The organism is Chitinophagales bacterium (assembly GCA_020635995.1).
Taxonomy (GTDB): Bacteria; Bacteroidota; Bacteroidia; order Chitinophagales; family UBA8649; genus JAFMKE01.
In genome coordinates this window covers 57289-78144 of sequence record JACJYS010000008.1, presented here as the reverse complement: position 1 = coordinate 78144, position 20856 = coordinate 57289, and the positions used below count along the sequence as shown (strand labels likewise).

The following is a 20856-nucleotide window of genomic DNA, read 5'->3' as shown; positions in this document are numbered from 1 at the left end:
TTTTTACTAATTTATCTATAAGAATTATCTCTTTTCTATATCTACATATTTTCTTTGAGGAGAACCTGTGTAAATTTGTCTTGGTCTGCCTATCGGTTGTCCTTCTTCTCTCATTTCTTTCCATTGTGCTATCCAGCCCGGCAAACGACCTAATGCAAACAATACGGTAAACATTTCTACAGGGAAGCCTAAAGCTCTGTATATTATACCTGAATAAAAATCTACATTAGGGAATAATTTTCTTTGTACAAAATATTCATCTTCTAATGCCGCTTTCTCTAATTTTTTAGCAATATCTAAAACTGGGTCGTCAATACCCATTTTATCTAAAATTTCATCAGCAGATTTTTTGATAATTTTAGCTCGCGGATCAAAGTTTTTATATACTCTGTGTCCAAAACCCATTAATCTAAATGGATCATCTTTATCTTTTGCTTTATTTATCCATTTTTCAGTATCGCCACCGTCATTTTTAATAGCTTCAAGCATTTCTAATACTTGTTGGTTAGCACCACCATGCAGTGGTCCCCAAAGTGCCGCTACACCGGCAGCTACTGAAGCATATAAATTAGCATGAGATGAACCTACTAATCTTACTGTAGATGCTGAACAGTTTTGCTCATGGTCGGCATGCAAAATCAATAGTTTGTTCATAGCCGAAATTATTACAGGATCTATTTCATACTCTTCTGTAACGTGCCCAAAAGTCATTTTCATAAAATTTTCTACATATCCTAAGCTGTTAGTAGGATATACCATAGGATGCCCGGCACGTTTTTTCATTATCATGGCAACTAATGTTGGCATTTTAGCTATTAATCTAATAATAGTTAATTTTCTATCCGTATCATTTCTATGAGGGTTTAAAGCATCTGGATAAAAAGAAGAAAACATACTTAACATAGTCATCAACTGCCCCATAGGATGTGCTCCATTAGGAAATGCTTCAAAAACATATTTTACATCTTCATGTACTAAAGTATGCCTTGTTATTTCTTTTTCAAAAGCGGCAAGTTGCTGTTTAGTAGGAAGTTCGCCTTCTAAAAGTAAATAAGCTACTTCTAAAAAACTGGCTTTATTGGCTAATTCTTCAATATCATAACCTCTGTAGCGCAATATTCCTTCTTCTCCACTTATGTATGTAATAGTACTTTCAGTAGCTCCGGTATTTTTATAGCCTACATCAAAAGTTACGTATCCCGATTTTCCTCTTAATGAACTAATATCAATCCCTTTTTCTTTTTCAGTACCTTCAATTACAGGAAACTCGTATGATTCCCCATTTAAAATAAACTTAGCAGTTTCAGACATATTTGTGTAAAATTTTGTTGATTTAGTAAAATGAGATGCAAAAATACAAAATAACTTATAGAAATTTTACTAAAATTTATTAAAGTACTATTGCTTTTATTCAGCTTTATTTTTCCAATAATTTATATAACTTTGTACTTTTACTAAAAGAATTAAACTTTAAAATGAAAAATAAAACCTTATTCTATTTATTAATAACAGCGATTATATTATTTAGTGTTTTTGCCCGATTTATTCCTCATTTCCCCAATTTTGCTCCTATGGGTGCCTTAGCTTTATTTGCTATAGCATTTTATAAAAGAAGCACTTGGGCAGTAGCTATTACAGCTTTAGTATGGTGGGCATCAGATTTTTATTTGAATAATTTTGTTTATCATTTGAATGACAGCTTAGTTTTCTTTACTCAATTTCAAGCTTTTACACTATTGTCTATATTGGCTATTGTAGCTTTGGGCAAATTATTGTTCAAAAAAATAACTATAGCTAAAGCCTTACTTGGCGGGGTGGCAGCTTCTTTAATTTTCTTTATTATAAGTAATTTTGGCGTGTGGCTACAAGGCACTATGTATCCAATGACTTTTAATGGTTTAGTAACTTGCTACCAAATGGCTATTCCTTTTTACAAGGCTACTTTTGCTTCCGATTTAATTTTTACCACTGTATTCTTTGGCTTAATGTTTTTAGTTCAAGCTAAAATTTCAGAAGAAAAACAAATTACTTTAGCTCAATAAGACTTTTTGTCATAATTTTTCTTTTTAAAATGTCATTTTGTCGCTAAAAATATAGTTTTTAGCCGTGGCATTGATATTGATTAGTATCTGTTAAACAATTAATCATCAAAAAAATAAACAGATATGATAACTTTAAAGAAAACAAACCCAAGAACAGTTTCTACATTTCCATCTTTATTTAACGACTTAATATTCAATGGTTTTGACAATAATTTAATTGCTCAAAGACCAGTTAGCGTTAATGTAAAAGAAAACGAAAACCAATTTAATTTAGAGCTTATAGTTCCCGGATTTAAAAAAGAAGATATTAACATTGAATTGAAAAACGATTTGTTAACTATATCTTCCGAAACCAGCAACTCTGCTGAAGAAACAGATAGTGAAACTTATTTGAGAAGAGAATATTCTAAATCAAGTTTTAGCAGAAGTTTTAATATTCCTGAAACTGTAGATGCAGAAAAAATAGATGCCGACTACAAAGACGGTGTTTTAAATATTATACTTCCTAAAAAAGAAGAAAGTGTAATAAACAAAACAAAATCAATAGAGATTAAGTAGTTTTTTTCATAGTTTAAAGAAGAAAAGAAGTCTCACTTTTGGAGACTTCTTTTTTGTTTCTATAAAAAAGCATCATAAATTTAAGGCATGGATAAAAAACTGTTAGACAATATTATTGACAATTACAGACAAATGGTTAATAATAGGTACGAATATGACTACCTTAAAAATAATTATGAGCTAGATAGTTCTATTACTAAAGAACTGACCGATGAGGTTAAATTATATTTTTTAAACTACGTTTATCCCGATGCCGACCAGCGAGATATGTTAAACAAAGCTTTTAGCGATTTAGATAAACACATTAAAAATCCGCTACACATACTTAAACTTGTAGGCGATGCTTCCGGGTTAATTTTAAAGTTTGGTTTTCAGTTTCCTAAAGCTTTAAAAGCGGGCTTGCAAACTTTAAACAGTTTTAAAACAGCACGAGAATTAGAAACTGAACTTTCTAAAAATGCAGAAAAACTCAAGTTGAAATATCCAATAGAAATAAAAGATGTAGAACATTTAATTTCTAAAATTGAGCCTAAAAAATTAGAAAATTTTATAGATAGTTTTGATGATTTATTAAGCTCCTTAACCGATACAAAGCTGCTAAAGAAAACTATAGAAATAATGGATGCTCTTACTGCAAAAATGAAACTTCAAAAAGATTTTTTTAGCCCCGATGAAATTAAAGCTATTGATTTAGGCAAAAACATTTTAGAAGCCGGATACAGCATTTTTAAAAATCTTGATGAAAACCAAAAGAAAATTATGATAGAATTAATTTTAACTAATGAAAGAAATTTTATCAGCAATTTACAAGACTAACTAAAACCATTTTTTTCTTTTAAAGTAGTACAGCATTATTAAAAAAATAAAAAACATAACTACTATAAGTATAGGGTAAGCGTACTTGTATTTTAGTTCGGGCATGTATTCAAAATTCATTCCGTATATGCCTGCTATAAATGTAAGCGGTATAAAAATAGTGGACATAATAGTTAGCACTTTCATAATATTGTTCATTTTATTACTTATGAAAGTCATGTGTAAATCCACTAAACTCATAGTTATTTCTCGGTAGCTTTCTACTGTTTCTATTATTTGAACGCTATGGTCTTGTATATCTCTTAAATAAGGTTTTACGGTTTCTGTAATTAAAGGATGCTCTGTTCTTGATAGTTGATTGGCAACATCTCTTAACGGAAATATAGCTTTTCTAATTAAAAAAACATCTTTTTTCAAATCTTGAATATTTCTAACAGACGATTCGTCATCTCCATCTTCAAAAATTACCTCTTCTATTTTTTCTATATTATCGCTTAAATTTTCAAAAACAATAAAATATTTATCTACCAATTCATCTATTAAAGCATAAAATAAATAATCTGCACCTCTTTCTCTTATCCTACTTTTTTCGTCTTTTAATCTTTCTCTTACACCATTAAATACATCTACCGGCACTTCTTGAAAGGTAATAACAAGATTTTCTTTTAAAATAAAGCTCACATGTTCTGCTACTAAATTTTCATCTTGATAGTACATCATTTTTAGCACCACAAAAATGTAGTTGTTGTTTGCTTCAAACTTTGGTCGGGAGGTGGTATTTAAAACATTTTCTAAAGTAAGTGGCTGAATATCAAATACTTTACCCACTTCTTCTATTTTATCAATATTATTTAACCCTACAACATTTAGCCATTGATATTTAGCTTGCCCTGCACTTAGTTTTTGAACATCTACATTAGCTGTTTCTATTAACTTATTTTCATTTGTCAATTCTATCAAATCGGCATGAAAAGGAATATCCTCATTGGTGCCTGTATATACTAAATATCCAGGTGGTTTCCCCGCTATTTTGTGGGATAGCTTTTTTCTTTTTGTTCTTTTTTTAGCCATTTTTCATAGCTTTTTGTACTATTGTTCTGTGTGGAAAAGGTATTTCTACGCCTTCTTTATCAAAACGTTTTTTTATACTTTCTAATAAATCGCATTTCATTTCAAAAGCCGAAGGTGTGTCTTTTGCCCACAACCATGCTTTTATATCTACCGAAGATTCATTTAAAGTTATTACTCTTGTATTTACCAATGGTTTTTTCTCTTTTTTATCTTCTGGTGTTCTTACGTCTAATAAGTTAGGATGTTTTACAGCTTCCTCAAAAATTATGGTTTTTGCTTTATCTATATTACTATCGTAACTTATGCCTATAACCAAATGTACACATACTTTTTCATCTACTAAATCATTATTGGTTATAATTTCTTTACTTACTATGGAATTAGGTAAAATTATTCTTTTGTTTTCAAGATTTCTAATAATAGTATGACGCAAAGTAATATCTTCAACCACACCAAATTTAGTTCCTATTTCTACTCTATCATTAATTTTAAATGGCTTAAAAAGTACTAAAAATATTCCCGAAACAACATTCCCTAATGCTTCTTGCGAAGCAAAACCCACTGCCACCGCTATAATACCAGCTCCTGCCAACATTGAATTGGCTAAAGTTTTTAACTCGGGCACACTGTGTATGGCAAAACCCAAACCTAAAAGTGTAACTATTGCTATTATTATATGACGCAAAAATTTGTACTTAGTTATATCGCCTCTTATAGAAACAACATTAGAATTTAATGCTCTTTTTATAAAAAAGTTAAATATATAAGCTATAATAAAAGTGCCAATAATATAAACTATTGGCACTATAAATTCTTTATAATATTCCATTTAAAATGGGTGTTTCAATTTATTCCAAAATTATACGTTATAAATATTTTCAATAACGTTTTTATACTTTTCTAATACTACTTTTCTCTTTACTTTAAGTGTAGGTGTAAGTTCGCCTGTATCTATAGACCATTCATCGGCAAGCAGTTCAAATTTCTTAATTTTTTCTACTTTACTAAAATGCTCGTTTATTCTTTCCACTTCTTTTTTCAGCAATGAAAGTACTTCCGGTGTTTTTATTATTTGCGATTTATCGCCATAATTTATAGCATTTTTCTGACACCATTCTTCTAAGTTTATAAAAGACGGAACTATTAAAGCACTTACAAATTTTTTGTTTTCGCCCAGTACTAATATTTGCTCTATAAAACGGCTTTCTTTCATTTTTTCTTCAATAACAGAAGGAGCTACATATTTTCCACCCGAAGTTTTGAATAATGATTTAACTCTGTCAGTTATTTTTAAGAATTTACCATCTATTATTTCTCCCACATCACCCGTGTGTAACCAGCCGTCTATTACCGTTTTATCCGTTTCTTCTTGATTTTTGTAATATCCCAACATTACATTAGGTCCTTTACACAATACTTCGCCATTTTCGGCTATTTTAATTTCTACTCCCGGAATGGTCATTCCCACTGTTCCAAATTTAAAACCACCTTGCTCAAATCTATTAACTGTAATAACCGGAGAAGATTCTGTTTGCCCATATCCTTCTCTAATAGCTATTCCTGCCGCACTAAATACTCGGGCTAATCTTTCTTGAAGTGCCGCTGCTCCTGTTACTATTCCTATTACATTGCCCCCTAAGGCTTCTCTCCATTTACTAAATATTAATTTATCGGCTATTTTAAATTTCAATCCCGGTTTAAAATCTTCTGTATAATCATCCGTTAAATCTAACGCCCAAAAGAATAATTTCTTTTTAAAGCCTGTTAATTCCATTCCTTTGCTCACAATTTTTTCATATACTTTTTCAAGCAATCGTGGTACTGTGCTAAAGAAATGTGGTTTTACGTCTTTTAAATCATCGCTTATGGTTTCTAAACTTTCAGCATAATAACATCCTACACCTGCTGTAAAATAGGAATAGGTAACGGTTCTTTCAAAAATATGGCACAACGGCAAAAAACTTAATGCTATATGTTGTTTTTCTACAGGTAAAAGAGATAAAACCGATTTTACATTACTCACTATATTATTGTGCGAAAGCATTACTCCTTTTGGTTTTCCCGTAGTTCCCGATGTATAAATAAGTGTAGCTAAATCGTTTGGCTGTATTTTTTTAGAAATGTTTTCAACTTCTACAAAGTCCACATTTTCGCCAAATTTTAAAAATTCTTCCCAATGTTCGCATTTGCTTATTTTATCAAAAGAATAAATTTTATCTAAAGTAGGCACGGCACTTTTTATATCGGCTATTTTATCGTACAAATTAGCATCTGCCACAAATGCCATTTTTATTTCGGCATTGTTAAATATGTATTCATATTCTTCTCTGGAAATAGTAGGGTAAATAGGCACATTTATAATACCTGCTTGCATCATTCCATTGTCTATAAAATTCCACTCAGGTCTATTGTTAGAAATTATAGCTACTTTATCGTTAGGTTTTATGCCTGTACCTATAAATGCTTTACTTACTTTGTCTATAATTTCATTAACTTCTTTAGTGCTGTAGTTTCTCCAAACACCATCGTATTTGTAGTTTAAACAATCGTGTCTTGGGTATTTTGATTCTTGAACCTTTAAAATGTCAAATAATCTGGTAAAGTCTTTCATATAATAAAACTGTTGGTTAAGGTTTTTTTAATTTGGTCTTAAAGATAATGTAATATAGTTTTTACGCAAAATAAATCACTTATACTTTAACTTTTCTTTTGAAAAATTAGAGTTATCTTAAAAATTTCTCCGTCTTTCTGAGCGAAACAAAATCTCTATTATAGACTTTTAGATTTTGAGAGAACAGACTTTTAGACTGACAAAATTCAGAATTATTTTCTACTCGTGGCACGACTTGGAGTGGTGGCACGAGTATATATTATTCACTAAATTTTTCGCAATTCTTTTTTTGCAAAGTCCGTCCAAAATATTTTTATTGCCATTGCTTAATTTCAGAAAGTAATTTACCAGATTCAGTAACTCTTTCATTTTCAGAATCTTTTAGTGATTCATCAATTCTTGTGTTAAATTCGTCAATGGAGAAAGGAGTAAATTCGTCCTCATTATTTTTTAATATTCTTTCAAGACGAGAAATTAATTCCTCACTTTGTATTTTCAAAAATTCTTTAATAAATTCTATTTTTCTAGTTTGGATATCCATCTTAAATTCATTTAAATCAAATGTACAAATTTATTTTCAAACTTCCATTTCACACTCCATCTTTATCGGCTTGCAGATAAACTATTAAATTTTGAGAGAACAGACTTTTAGACTATTTCTACTTGTGGTACGACTCCAAGTCGTACCACAAGTATATTATTCTATTTCAATTAAAGCTTCTTTGCTTTGTATAAAAGTTTCTTCTTTGTAATTTCTGTTTACTATAAAAAATAAAACTGCCGCTACAAGCATCAAAATAGTAAAAAACCAAAAATACGATGCTCCTTCTAACCACAGTGAACCATCTTCTTTTATCATAAATAAATTAACCAAAGCTGTAAATAAATTGCCTATAGCTACCGCTACCAACCAAAAACTCAAAATAAAAGATTTCATGCTATTAGGTGCCTGCGTATATGAAAACTCTAAAGAGGTAATAGAAACCATAATTTCTGCTGCTGTTAATAAAATATAGCCCAAAACTTGCCAAGAAATATTCATAGCTATTCCATTATCCATTTTTACTTGTACCCAAGCTATAACAGCAAAACTCAAAGCTCCAATAAACAATCCTATCCCTATTTTTTTGATGTAATTAAGCTTTATAAATTTACCTAAAAAAGGATACACAAAATAAGAAAATACAGGAATAAAAATTAAAATAAAAAGTGAGTTTAAAAATCCTAATTGCGAAGGATATACCGAAACGGTGGTAAAGAATAAATTTATGTCTTTTATCATTAAATCTGATTTGGCTTGTAGTACCCACGCCCCACTTGTTTGGTCAAACAAAGACCAAAAAACCGCTAAGAAAATGTATATGGGAAGTAATTTAACGACCATTTCGCCCCCTTTTTTGCTAAATAACTCCTTTTTATACAGTTGCCACCCGGCAGGTTTTATAGAAATATACTTATTTCGTCCCAACCAAAATACAAATAAAGCTATAGCCATTAACACGCCCGGCAAGCCAAATGCTACCGCCACATTTAATCCTTTAGAAATTAAAAATTCGTTTTTCAATAACGGCTCGGCAGATAAATAAGCAATTATAGCTCCTGCATTTATAGCAAAATAAAACCAACTATACATTTTCTCTATTAGGTGCGTATTGCTTTCGTCAAATTGGTCGCCTACATGAGCCGATACGCAGGGTTTTATGCCTCCCGCACCTATAGCTATTAGCGTACAACCCACAAAAAATCCCGTAACGGTTTCAAAAAATGCCAATACAAAATGCCCCATTACATACACTATGGATAATGTAATAATAGTTTTATATTTTCCCCAAAGCACATCAGACAATAAAGCTCCAGCAAAAGAAAAACCATAACTGGCAAACACAAACATGTGCAACCAAAATTTTGCTTTTTCATCAGAAAACAATTGAAGTTCTCCAGCAGCGTTATGTATAAAAGTAGTTAAAAAAACTACAAATATGGCTTTCATACCATAAAAGCTATATCTTTCGGCTGCCTCATTTCCTATTATGTATGGAATACCGGCTGGGAATTTGTTAGATTTTTGCATTAGTTAACTTAAATGAATTTTTAAGAAGCTAAATATATGTATATTTATTCTTGTTTTTACTAAAACAAACTTATGAATTATTTAAAACTCATTTTAATATTTGCTCTTACTCTTTGCTTAAACAATGGTTTACAAGCAAAAGATAGCAATATGCGTTTTATTGAAAACAAAGGTCAGTGGGATAAAACAATTAAATACAACACCATTTTAAACTTTGGCAATATCTATTTTGAAAACAATGCTTTTGCTTTTGATTTACACGACTTTCAAGATGGAGAACACAAGCATGAAAACGAACAGAAACAAGGACATTATTTTAGAATGGAATTTGAAAATGCCAATGAAAATATCTTTTTTACCTACTCGGGAAAAAGTAATCATTATTACAACTTCTTTTTAGGAAATGATAAAAGTAAGTGGCAGTCTAAAGTGCATGAATATGAATCTATAACTTACAGAAATTTATACAACGGCATAGACTTAAATGTAGAAGGTAGTGGAGAAAATATGAAATATACTTACTACGTAAAAGCTAATGCCAACCCAGATGAAATTTTGGTAAGATACAATGGTATAGAAAAACTAAATTTAAAGGACGGTTCTTTATATTATGAAACAGCTTTTTGCCCCATAATAGAAGAAAAACCTTATGCCTACCAAATTATAAAAGGACGAAAAGTAATAGTAAAATGCGAGTATAAAATAATTAATGGCAATCAACTTACCTTTGTTTTCCCTAAAGGTTATAATAAAAATTATGAACTAATAATTGACCCACAGTTAGTTTTTGCAAGGCTTACAGATTCTTCAAGTGATAATTTTGGATTTACAGCTACTTATGATGATGCCGGAAATTCTTATGCCGGAGGTATTGTATATGGCAGACAAGGAACTTACCCTACCACTACAGGTGCTTATGACAATACTTTTAATGGGGGCACTAATTCTGGATTTAACAATGCCGCTATAGATATAGGCATATCGTGTTATAATGGAAACACAGGAGCTTTACTTTATGGTACTTATGTGGGTGGAAGCAGCAATGAAATTCCTAATAGTATTATTGTAAACCATGCTGGCGAACTTGTAGTTTTAGGAACTTCTAGCTCAGGTAATTTCCCCATTTCTGCCAATGCTTATGACAATACTTTTGCCGGTGGAACATCTATTGACTTATCAACTAATGGTGTTTATTTTCCTTCCGGTAGCGATATTGTAGTTTTTAAACTAAGTAATGGCGGTTCTAACATAGTTAGTAGCACTTTTGTAGGAGGCACAGGAAATGACGGTATAAATGAAGATAACAGTGCCTTAGATATTTATGATGGCACCGACTTAAATTTTAACTATGGAGATCCTTTTAGAGGGGAAGTCATTGTAGATGAGTTTGATAATGTTTATGTTACATCATCTACCAATTCAGACAACTTTCCAAGCATAGGCGTAGCAAGTTCTTTAGGTGGCGAGCAAGATGCCGTAATTTTTAAGTTAAATTCCAGTTTAAGCACCATGCTTTTTTCAAGGTATGTAGGCGGAAGCAACGATGATGCAGGATATTCTATGAAATTAGATAATAACGGAAATTTATTTGCCGTAGGCGGAACTATAAGCTCTAATTTTCCTACAACTTCTAATACACTTTTTCCCTCGTACAGAGGAGGTAGTGCTGATGGTTATTTAATAAAATTGAGTAGTAATAACGGCAGTATAATTAGAGGAACATTTTTAGGTACAAACAACTACGACCAAGTTTATTTTGTAGATTTAGATGAAGAAAATAATGTTTATATAGTAGGGCATACTTTAGGAGACTACATTTCTACTACAAATGTTGGCTTTAACCAACCCAATGGAAAACAATTTATTCATAAACTAAACAACGATTTATCTCAAACATTTTACAGTATGAAATTTGGGACAGGAGGTAGTTTAGTAGATTTATCTCCTACAGCTTTTTTAGTAGATGTTTGCGAAAGAGTTTATGTTTCCGGCTGGGGAGGGCAAGTGGGCTTAAACAGAAATCCCAACAATCTTACGCCATACATAACTGGATTACCTACTACTTCCGATGCACTTCAAAGTTCAACAGACGGAAGCGATTTTTATTTCTTTATTTTAGATAAAAATGCTTCAGGGCAATTATACGGTTCTTATTTTGGAAGCAATGTTACAGAAGAACACGTAGATGGCGGCACCAGTAGGTTTGATGAAAGAGGCGTTATTCATCAAGCAATATGTGCAGCTTGCAGAGGTTCTTCTTTCCCTTCATCAGCAGGTTATAGTAATACTTCAGGTTCTCCAAATTGCAACTTGGGAATTTTAAAACTCAATATGGATTTACCTATTACCAGTGTTGATATAGATGCTTTCCCACGAGCAACAGGCTGCGTGCCTCTCACCGTTAATTTTGAAAGTATTTTGAATGATGTAGTTGATTTTAGCTGGGATTTAGGCGATGGAAATTCTGCTTCTGTTCAAAACCCTGTTCATACTTATACCGATACTGGAACTTATACCGTACAATTGATTGGTATAGACTCCAATTCTTGCAACATTAGCGATACGGCATACATAGATATTTGGGTAAGAGATGATAGCATTGTAGCAGATAAAATAGATACACTTTTTGTTGATTGCGATAGCTTAAATATATATGTAGCCACGCCTTTAGGTCCAAGTACACATACTTACAATTGGATAATGGGCGATGGAACGGTTTATAACAATGATACCAATTTTATTTATCATCACTACGACACCACAGGAACTTTCAATATTATACTTAATACCGTAGATACCACAAAATGCGATATAGAAGCTTTTGATACTATTTCTTTAGATTTTCCTCATCGCGTTAAAGCCGATATTGGCACCAATGCAGGCTGTATAAATATACCTTTACAAATGCAAAATTACAGCAACCCTAATGCCGAAACTTTTATATGGGATTTAGGAAATGGAGAAACATCTACTGAGTACGAACCATACACTATATATCCAAACGGAGGCGAATACACCGTATATTTAACCGTTATAGATTCGGGTACTTGTAATTATATTTCTAAAGACACCAATATTATTTCCATAATACCGCCTCCTGTAGCTAATTTTAGAACAGATTCAAATTATTATGTTTATCCCGATTCGGTACAATTTACCAATTATAGCTTTAATTATGATGCTTTTATATGGAAATTTGGCGATGGAGAAACCGACAGCATAGAAGTAGATCCTTATCATTTTTACCAAAGCTTATGGGAATTTACACCGTGCTTAGAAGTTGAAAACGAAGGCTGTAGAGATACTATTTGTAAAGAAATATACATTGATTTTATACCTTTAATAGGTGTGCCTAATGCTTTTTCGCCAAATGGAGATGGACACAACGACCGTATTTATGTAGAAGGTTTAGGTATAACAAAACTCAGTTTTAAAATATACAACCGCTGGGGCGAACTGGTGTATGAAGGTACAGACCAAAACGAAGGATGGGACGGTAAGTATAAAGGCGTTTTACAAGAAATGGAAGTATATACTTATGTAGTAAATGCCCTGCTCTTAGATGGTAGCAATCCTATTTTAAAAGGAAATATTACCCTACTAAAGTAAACCGAGTTTTATATTTTTACGTATATTTATATTTAATGAAAGCCCCTATAGCCATACAAGTTTTTTTATTAGCTATTTTATTGGAGTTTTGCACGCCTATTTTTGCCCAAGAAAACATACAATTTATACAAAACAAAGGGCAGTGGAATAATAATATTTCATACAGCACGCCATTACAGTTTGGCGATATTTATTTTGAAAAAGATAATTGGTCTTTTTTACTGCAAAGTACCAAGCACAGCCATACTGATGAGCATAATGAACACGAAGAAGAAGTACATGACAATGAAATAACAGGGCATTTTTATAAAATGATATTTCAAAATGCTACAACAGAAAATGTTTTGCCTTTAGGAAATGCAGCTACTAATTATTACAACTATTTTATAGGACGAGATAAAAACAAATGGGCTTCAAAAGTGCCGGTTTATACATCATTATTATATAAAAATATTTATCCTAATACTGATATTGTAGTAAAAGAAAATGGTGGTAATTTAAAATACGACATACATATTAAGCCCGGTGGAAATCCAAAAGATATAGCCATTCAATATGATGGAATAGAAAATCCACGTGTTGAAAATGGAAATTTTGTTTATGAAACATCATTAGCAAATATTACAGAACTTAAACCTTATGCTTATCAAATTATAAACGACAAAGAAGTAGAAATAGCTTGCGAATACAGCTTTAACAAAAAAACAAACACACTTAGCTTTAAAATAAATGAAAAATACGATACCAATATTGAATTAATTATAGACCCAACACTAATTTTTTCTCGTTTAACAGAGTCTTCAAATTCTAACTTTGGTTTTACAGCCACTTACGATAGTATTGGTAGAGCTTATGGCGGTGGTATTGTTTTTAATTCCGGAGGGCAATATCCTACTTCTGTAGGTGCTTATGATACCAGTTATAATGGAGGAATTATTGACATTGCTATTTCTTGCTACCACCAAACTACTGGAGCACAGATATACGGCACTTACATAGGCGGAAATGAAACAGAGTTGCCTAACAGTATGATAGTTAATAATGCAGGCGAACTGGTAGTGCTGGGTACAACAAGCTCGTCAGATTTTCCTGTAAGTACAAACGCTTACGATACTACTTTTTTAGGTGGAGATACTGCCGATTATCCTAACAATGGTGTGCATTTATACAGTGGCAGCGATATGGTTTTGTTTAAATTAAGCAATGACGGAAGCACGCTAAATGCCTCTACGCTATTTGGCGGCTCAGAAAATGACGGATTGAATGACGATACCATTTATCAAAGTAGTTACAACCTTAGCGATTTGAATTTTAACTACGGAGATGCTTTTAGAGGCGAAGTGATAATAGATAGTAGCGATAATATTTATGTGGCAAGTTCTACCAATTCTAATGATTTCCCTATAATTAATTCTACAAGCGTTTTTCAAGGAGCACAAGATGGAGTGGTTTTAAAATTTACTACAGATTTAGATTCTATAATTTTTAGTCATTATTTAGGTGGAAACGGAAATGACGGAGCTTACTCTATGAAAATTGACCATAATGGAAATTTATTTGTAGTAGGTGGAACAATGAGTAGTAACTTCCCAGCTACCAATGGTTATAATGGTGGCGTTGCAGATGGATTTTTAGCAAAATTAGATGGCAGTACGGGTACTATTCAAAATGCCATTTATATTGGAACAGATAGTTTTGACCAAGTTTATTTAATAGATGTAGATTTAAACGACAACGTATATATAGTAGGGCAAACTTTAGGAAATTATCCTATTGTAAATGCCACTTATGGCGTAGCTAATACCAAACAGTTTATCCATAAATTTTCAAATGATTTAAACTCCACATTTTATAGCACATGCTTTGGTTCAGATTCTGTTAAAGTAGAAATTTCTCCTACAGCTCTTTTAGTAGATATTTGCGAGCGAGTATTTGTATCGGGCTGGGGTGGATACACTAATTTTTTTAGAAACAGCTCTTACACCACTTATATGTTACAAAACCTACCTGTAACTTCCGATGCCGTTCAGCCTTTTTATAATAATTATGGCGATTTTTACTTTTTTGTGTTAGATAAAAATGCTGCCGGATTAGAATACGCTACCTTTTTTGGTGGCACAGCACAAGAGCATGTTGACGGAGGTACTTCTCGTTTTGATGAAAATGGAATTATTTATCAAGCAGTTTGTGCTGCATGTAGTGGCGGTACATTTAGAACCACTCCCGGATATACCAATTATGCTTCTACGCAGTGCAACTTAGGCACTATAAAATTTGATATGGAGCTACCTTCTACTAATGTAGAAGTAGATGCCTTTCCCCGAGCTACAGGATGTACACCACTTACGGTTAACTTTTTTGCCGATACCGTAAGTGTAAGTTCTGTTACGTGGGATTTTGGCGATGGTAATTCTTCTAACTTACTTTATCCTGTGCATACTTATATGGATACAGGTACTTATAATGTAGTATTGATAGGTATAGATTCCAACTCATGCAATTTAGCAGATACAGCCAGTTTGAGTGTAGTGGTTAGAGATGATTCTTTATCTGCCATTTTTTTAGATAATGCAGTAATAGATTGCCACAATCAATCTTTTAGTGCCAGCACTACAAATTATCCTACTACACAATATTATTGGGATATGGGCGATGGTACTTTTTATTATACCGATAGTGTTTATCACATTTACGATACAGCCGGAGATTATACCGTAAAATTAAACTTAGTAGATTCTACATCTTGCGAGCTTGAAGATTCTGCTCAAACAACCATACACATACCGCCACTTTTTAATGCCGAAGTTCAGCTAACCGATACTTTCGGTTGTATTCCGCTTTCGGTAGATTTTGAAAGTACCTATACTAATTTTAATTCTTTAGAATGGAATTTTGGCAATGGACAAACCGCTTCTAATAATTTAGATACCAATATTACTTATTCGCAAGTAGGAAATTTTCAAGTGCAATTAATTATTGTAGATTCTACTACTTGCAATATTTCCGATACCGCATACACTAATATTCAAACCATTAATGACAGCACAAGAGCCAATATAGCTTTAGATTCTGTTTATTTTGATTGCGATAGTATGCAACTCAACGCCACTTCTTTAAATGCCGGGGCAGATAGTTATACTTGGATTTTTGATAATGGAGATTTTTCTACCAATGCCAATGCTTCTACAATTTATACCGCAGGAGATTATAACGGTATGTATATGGTAACAGACAATAGTAATGTTTGCTACCCAACTGATACCGCTTATTTTGATATACATTTATTGCCACGCTTTGAAACGGCAATTTTAGCTTCTGATACTTTCGGTTGTATTCCACTTTCGGTAGATTTTGAAAGTACCTATACTAATTTTAATTCTTTAGAATGGAATTTTGGAAATGGACAAACCGCTTCTAATAATTTAGATACCAATATTACTTACTCGCAAGTAGGAAATTTTCAAGTGCAATTAATTATTGTAGATTCTTCTACTTGCAATATTTCCGATACTGCATACACTAATATTCAAACCATTAATGACAGTACAAGAGCCAATATAGCTTTAGATTCTGTTTATTTTGATTGCGATAGTATGCAACTCAATGCTACTTCTTTAAATGCCGGGGCAGATAGTTATACTTGGATTTTTGGTAATGGAGATTTTTCTACCAATGCCAATGCTTCTACAATTTATACCGCAGGAGATTATAACGGTATGTATATGGTAACGGACAATAATAATGTTTGTTATCCAACCGATACCGCTTATTTTGATATGCACTTATTGCCTAAATTAGAAGGTAGTTTTATAGTAGATACATTTGGTTGCTTGCCTTATACTTCTAATTTTAATGCAGAAAGCAACAGCGATAGTGCCACTTACTTTTGGAATTTTGGAACAGGCGATTTTTCTAATCAAGAAGATACAAGCTATACCTACAATAATGTAGCACATTATCCGGTTAGCGTTTTGATTACCGATTCTGCTACTTGCAATATTGATACACTTTTACAAACTACCGTAGTTGTAGAAGAAGGACAAGTTTATATAGATATACAAATAGATGAAATAAACTACGGTTGCGATTCTATTCAAGTTCACTTACAGGCATTTTATGTTGGTGGCATACATGAGTGGGATATGGGAAATGGAGATATTTTGTACGGAACAGATTTATACTATACTTACACTCAATTGGGTTCTTATACTATTCAATATAATATAAATGATGCTACGCAAGATTGTAAACCTACAGACACCACTTATTATGAAATAGAATTTTATAGAATTGATGCCATTTTAGAAGCATCAAATACTGCGGGATGTATTCCTCTTGAAGTGGAGTTTGAAAATTTAACACAAGGAAATAACACCTACTGGTGGACAAACGGCTTAAATAATGTAAGTACATCTCCAACCATTCCAAATTTTACCTATACCGCTGTAGGAAATTACACTTTCACTTTAGTAGCTATAGATACAAACTCTTGCAATATTAACGATACGGCTACAATAAACATTACTACAAATGATGATGCGGTTTTAGCTGATTTTGATGCTGTGATTTTAAGCCAATGCGATTCTAATTTGCTGATAACTGTAGATAATACCAGCCAAATGGCAACAGATTACTTTTGGGATTATGAAACAGGCACAAGCATTTTAGAAGAAATAGATACTGTTCAGTATAATTTGCCCGGCACATACACTATTACCTTAATAGCTACAAACGAAAATTTATGCCATCCTGCCGATACCGTTTCGCAACAATTTACCATGCTTCCAAATGTAAAAGCTTCTTTTAGTGCTACTGCCGGATGCGAAGGGAAACCAATTGAACTAAGCAATACAAGCGAACCTAATTTAGAATACGCTTGGAATTTTGGAGCTAATCAATTTTCTACAGATTTTGAACCAGAGCTTACTTATGAAAATGCAGGTTCTCACACTATACAATTAATTGTAACAGATTCTAATTCTTGTAATGTAACTGCTATTGCTTATCAAACGGTAAATGTAGCCAACTACCCTAATGTATATTTCACTACAGATTCTAATTACTACCTTTATCCCGATGCTGTTGATTTTCATAATCACACTACACAATATGAAGGTTTTAACTGGAAATTTGGAGATGGAGAAGAAGACAGCATTACTTACAGTCCTACACATAATTATGAAAGTATAGATGAATTTACCCCGTGCTTAATTGCTTGGAATGGAAACTGCATAGATACTTTTTGTAAAGAAATTGAAATAGATTTCATACCTTTAATTGGTGTTCCAAATGCGTTTTCGCCAAACAATGATGGCGTTAATGATATTATTTATGTGGAAGGAATAGGTATAGTAGAATTAAAGTTTTTAATTTACAACCGCTGGGGCGAATTGGTTTTTGAAGGTAATAGTCAAAACGAAGGCTGGGACGGAACATATAAAGGTGTAGCACAAGAAATGGAAGTATATACGTATGTAGTAAATGCAAAATTATTAGACGGAACATACCCGGTTTTAAAAGGAAATATAACTTTGCTGAGATAAATGAGAAAAAAGTTTTACATAGCAGACTTTAAAACAAAAAACATCATTCCCAACTTGATTGGGAATCTCAATATTGTTTTTCCATTTAAAATTTATAATAAATTTCAGTTAAATGGCATTTTAATTATTTGTTCAATATGCTTTTTTAACGCCACTTTAGCTCAAGACATCCATTTTTCTCAATATTTTGCTAATCCTATTTCTTACAATCCTGCTAATACAGGTTTTTACGATGGAAGTTATAGATTAGGCTTAAACCACAAACAGCAGTGGCCGTGGGCTATAAAAGGAAAAATGCTAAACTACAACACTACCGCAGTTTATGGCGATTTTTCTTTTTTAGATAAAAAAATAAATAACACCGATTGGGCAGGAATAGGCATAAATTATATAAACGATATAGCCGGAGACGGAAATTTGCAAGCTAATAAAGTGTATTTGTCTTTAGCATATCATAAAGGTTTAGATAAAAACCACAAGCATTTTTTATCGCTTGGTTTTGTGGCAGGCTTGGTACACCGCTCTGTAGATTTTAGCAAACTATATTTTAACAGTCAGTGGGTAGATAAAGTTGGTTTTGACCTTACTTTACCGCAGCAAGAAACTTATGCTAAACAAAATACGCTGTATTACGATTTAGGTTTTGGACTACAAGGCAGCAATAAAATAGGGGATAAAGTGAGATTAATGTATGGCTACTCAATGCTACATTTTAATAGACCTAAAGAATCTTTTTATCAGCAAGATAATAAAATAGGAGCAAGACACTTGCTACAAGCTGGTGTAAACTACCAAGTAAATGATAGAATAGACATAGATGCCAGTGCATATTTTACTTACCAGAAAAAAGCTATGGAAATTTTGTTTAGTGCCATTGGTGGTTTTAAGCTTAATAATAATCCGAAACAAAAAACTCAAAAACTATACGTAGGGGCAATGTATAGGTTAAACGATGCCGTTTCGCCACTTATGGGCTATCAGTTTAATAGAACAAGGCTACTAATTAACTATGATATTAATTTATCCAGCTTAACAAAAGCCAGCAAAGGAAATGGTGGTTTTGAAATAAGTTTAGTACAAATAGGTACATTTAAACGCAAGAAAAACTACAAGTACAAAACTCATTGTCCAAGTTTTTGAAAGTTACCTGTTTACTGAAATCTATTAACAGATAACTGACTACTGAAAAACTAAAATTCAAAAAAATCCGTTACTTTTATGTTATGAAAAAATATTTCTTCCTTTTTTTATTTTCATTGGGATTTGCCTTCATTTATGCACAAGGTGATTATGATAATGATTTACCTCCATCAAAAAATGATGAATTTGTTGGGTTTGCTAAAAAAGAGAAGTTAAAGAAAAATAATAAAAATGGAGACCTTAGTAGAATAAGAATAGGTGGCTCTGTAGGTTTAGGATTTTATGATGGCTTATTTAATGTAGGTTTATCTCCATTAATAGGATATCAAGTTGTAGAAAACAGATTAGAATTAGGCGGAGGATTTACGTATGATTATTTGCGTTATAGAAACAACACCTATACATACAACCAGCACACCATAGGTCCGGTAGCTTATATTAGAGGCTATGTGTGGAAAGGATTATTTGCACAATTAAGAGGCGTTTATCAAAAAAGCTACGCTAGTCAAGTAAACAGGCAAAGCAATATTAGACAAACAGCAGAAGATGGATTAGGAAATGTATATGCAGCCATAGGCTATTCTATCCCCATGGGCAGCAGAGCATATTTTAACGTAGGTTTAGAAATAAACCTAATTGCCTACGATTTAAGCAGAGTTAATGCCGGAGCACAAAGAGTAATTTCTCCGTTTATGAATATACAATTTTCTTTGTAAATATACTTCTGTATATTGAGCTTAAAGATTATGTATTTTTATATTTACTATATATGAAACAAAACAAGGGTGAGAGAGATTAAATCTTTACAAAATAAGTACTTGCTGTTTTAATAGGAAATACTTATATTTGAGATGGATAGTTAATATTCAACTGTTTTTTGGTGTACTTTAGTTTTTAATTTTGAAAAAAATGAAATACATATATTCACTTTTAAGTATATTTTTCTTATTTGTTATAGGATTATCAACAATTCAAGCACAAGAAAGTATAAGTACTACTGGTGGCGATGTTTTTGGCAACGATGGTTCTGTTGCATATACTATAGGACAAGTAGTTTACACTACAAATACATCTACTACTGGTAATGTAAGCCAAGGAGTTCAACAGGCATACGAAGTTTATGTGATGAGAATTAATAACATTAAATCTAATATTGCTATTACAGTTTTTCCAAATCCTGTTACTGAAAATCTAACGTTACAGATTAATGATTACAAGAACGAAAAACTATTTTACTGGGTTAATGATATGCAAGAGAAAATATTAAACAAAAACCGAATTACAACATATCAAACACAAATAAATACTACAAATTTACCATCTGCAACATATATTATTAATGTTGTAAATCAAGAGAACAAGATAATAAAATCCTTTAAAATTATTAAAAAATAA

Annotated in this window: 14 protein-coding genes; 8 read left to right on the top strand and 6 right to left on the bottom strand. The window is 32.1% G+C overall.

Going from position 1 to position 20856, the window contains the following annotated elements; translation table 11 throughout:
* Positions 1–24 precede the first annotated feature (24 nt).
* Positions 25–1311, bottom strand: a complete 1287-nt coding sequence (locus tag H6578_11340) for a citrate synthase (protein ID MCB9227745.1) — start codon at positions 1309–1311, stop codon at positions 25–27.
* 164 nt (positions 1312–1475) lie between these two features.
* Here H6578_11340 and H6578_11335 point away from each other — a divergent pair, with 164 nt between their 5' ends.
* The 3 genes from H6578_11335 to H6578_11325 all read left to right on the top strand — a co-directional run bounded on the left by H6578_11335 (position 1476) and on the right by H6578_11325 (position 3416).
* A complete protein-coding gene (locus H6578_11335; protein MCB9227744.1) occupies positions 1476–2042 on the top strand; it encodes a hypothetical protein in 567 nt (188 codons plus the stop codon).
* A gap of 123 nt (positions 2043–2165) precedes the next feature.
* On the top strand, positions 2166–2600 hold the full coding sequence (locus H6578_11330) for an Hsp20 family protein (GenBank protein MCB9227743.1): 435 nt from the start codon (positions 2166–2168) through the stop codon (positions 2598–2600).
* Between the two features lie 87 nt (positions 2601–2687).
* Positions 2688–3416: a hypothetical protein gene (locus H6578_11325; GenBank protein ID MCB9227742.1), complete on the top strand. Its 729-nt coding sequence runs from the start codon at positions 2688–2690 to the stop codon at positions 3414–3416.
* Here the strand turns inward: H6578_11325 and corA are convergent, their stop codons facing one another.
* The 5 genes from corA to H6578_11300 all read right to left on the bottom strand — a co-directional run bounded on the left by corA (position 3417) and on the right by H6578_11300 (position 9169).
* On the bottom strand, positions 3417–4487 hold the full coding sequence (gene corA / locus H6578_11320) for a magnesium/cobalt transporter CorA (GenBank protein ID MCB9227741.1): 1071 nt from the start codon (positions 4485–4487) through the stop codon (positions 3417–3419).
* On the bottom strand, positions 4480–5316 hold the full coding sequence (locus H6578_11315) for a mechanosensitive ion channel family protein (GenBank protein MCB9227740.1): 837 nt from the start codon (positions 5314–5316) through the stop codon (positions 4480–4482). The genes corA and H6578_11315 overlap by 8 nt, the downstream gene beginning before the upstream one ends.
* 30 nt (positions 5317–5346) lie before the next feature.
* Complete coding sequence (locus H6578_11310; protein MCB9227739.1) at positions 5347–7098, bottom strand: long-chain fatty acid--CoA ligase; 1752 nt, start codon at positions 7096–7098, stop codon at positions 5347–5349.
* A 313-nt stretch (positions 7099–7411) separates the two neighbouring features.
* Positions 7412–7639 carry a hypothetical protein gene (locus tag H6578_11305; GenBank protein MCB9227738.1) on the bottom strand — a complete coding sequence of 76 codons (228 nt, stop codon included), beginning with the start codon at positions 7637–7639 and terminating at the stop codon, positions 7412–7414.
* Between the two features lie 156 nt (positions 7640–7795).
* Positions 7796–9169, bottom strand: a complete 1374-nt coding sequence (locus H6578_11300; protein ID MCB9227737.1) for an MFS transporter — start codon at positions 9167–9169, stop codon at positions 7796–7798.
* Between the two features lie 72 nt (positions 9170–9241).
* On the opposite strand from H6578_11300, the gene H6578_11295 reads away from it, so the two are divergent.
* From H6578_11295 to H6578_11275, 5 genes are all read left to right on the top strand, one after another.
* Positions 9242–12778 (top strand): gliding motility-associated C-terminal domain-containing protein, encoded by a 3537-nt coding sequence (locus H6578_11295; GenBank protein ID MCB9227736.1) that lies wholly within the window; start codon positions 9242–9244, stop codon positions 12776–12778.
* Positions 12779–12813: 35 nt separating this feature from the next.
* Entirely contained in the window at positions 12814–18321 is a 5508-nt protein-coding gene (locus H6578_11290; protein MCB9227735.1) for a PKD domain-containing protein, read from the top strand.
* A complete protein-coding gene (locus H6578_11285) occupies positions 18322–19461 on the top strand; it encodes a PorP/SprF family type IX secretion system membrane protein (GenBank protein ID MCB9227734.1) in 1140 nt (379 codons plus the stop codon).
* An 83-nt stretch (positions 19462–19544) separates the two neighbouring features.
* The gene (locus H6578_11280) at positions 19545–20177 is read left to right on the top strand and encodes a hypothetical protein (GenBank protein MCB9227733.1); all 633 of its coding nucleotides are present in this window, start codon (positions 19545–19547) and stop codon (positions 20175–20177) included.
* Positions 20178–20370: 193 nt separating this feature from the next.
* Positions 20371–20856, top strand: coding sequence for a T9SS type A sorting domain-containing protein (locus H6578_11275; GenBank protein ID MCB9227732.1), 486 nt, complete (start codon positions 20371–20373; stop codon positions 20854–20856).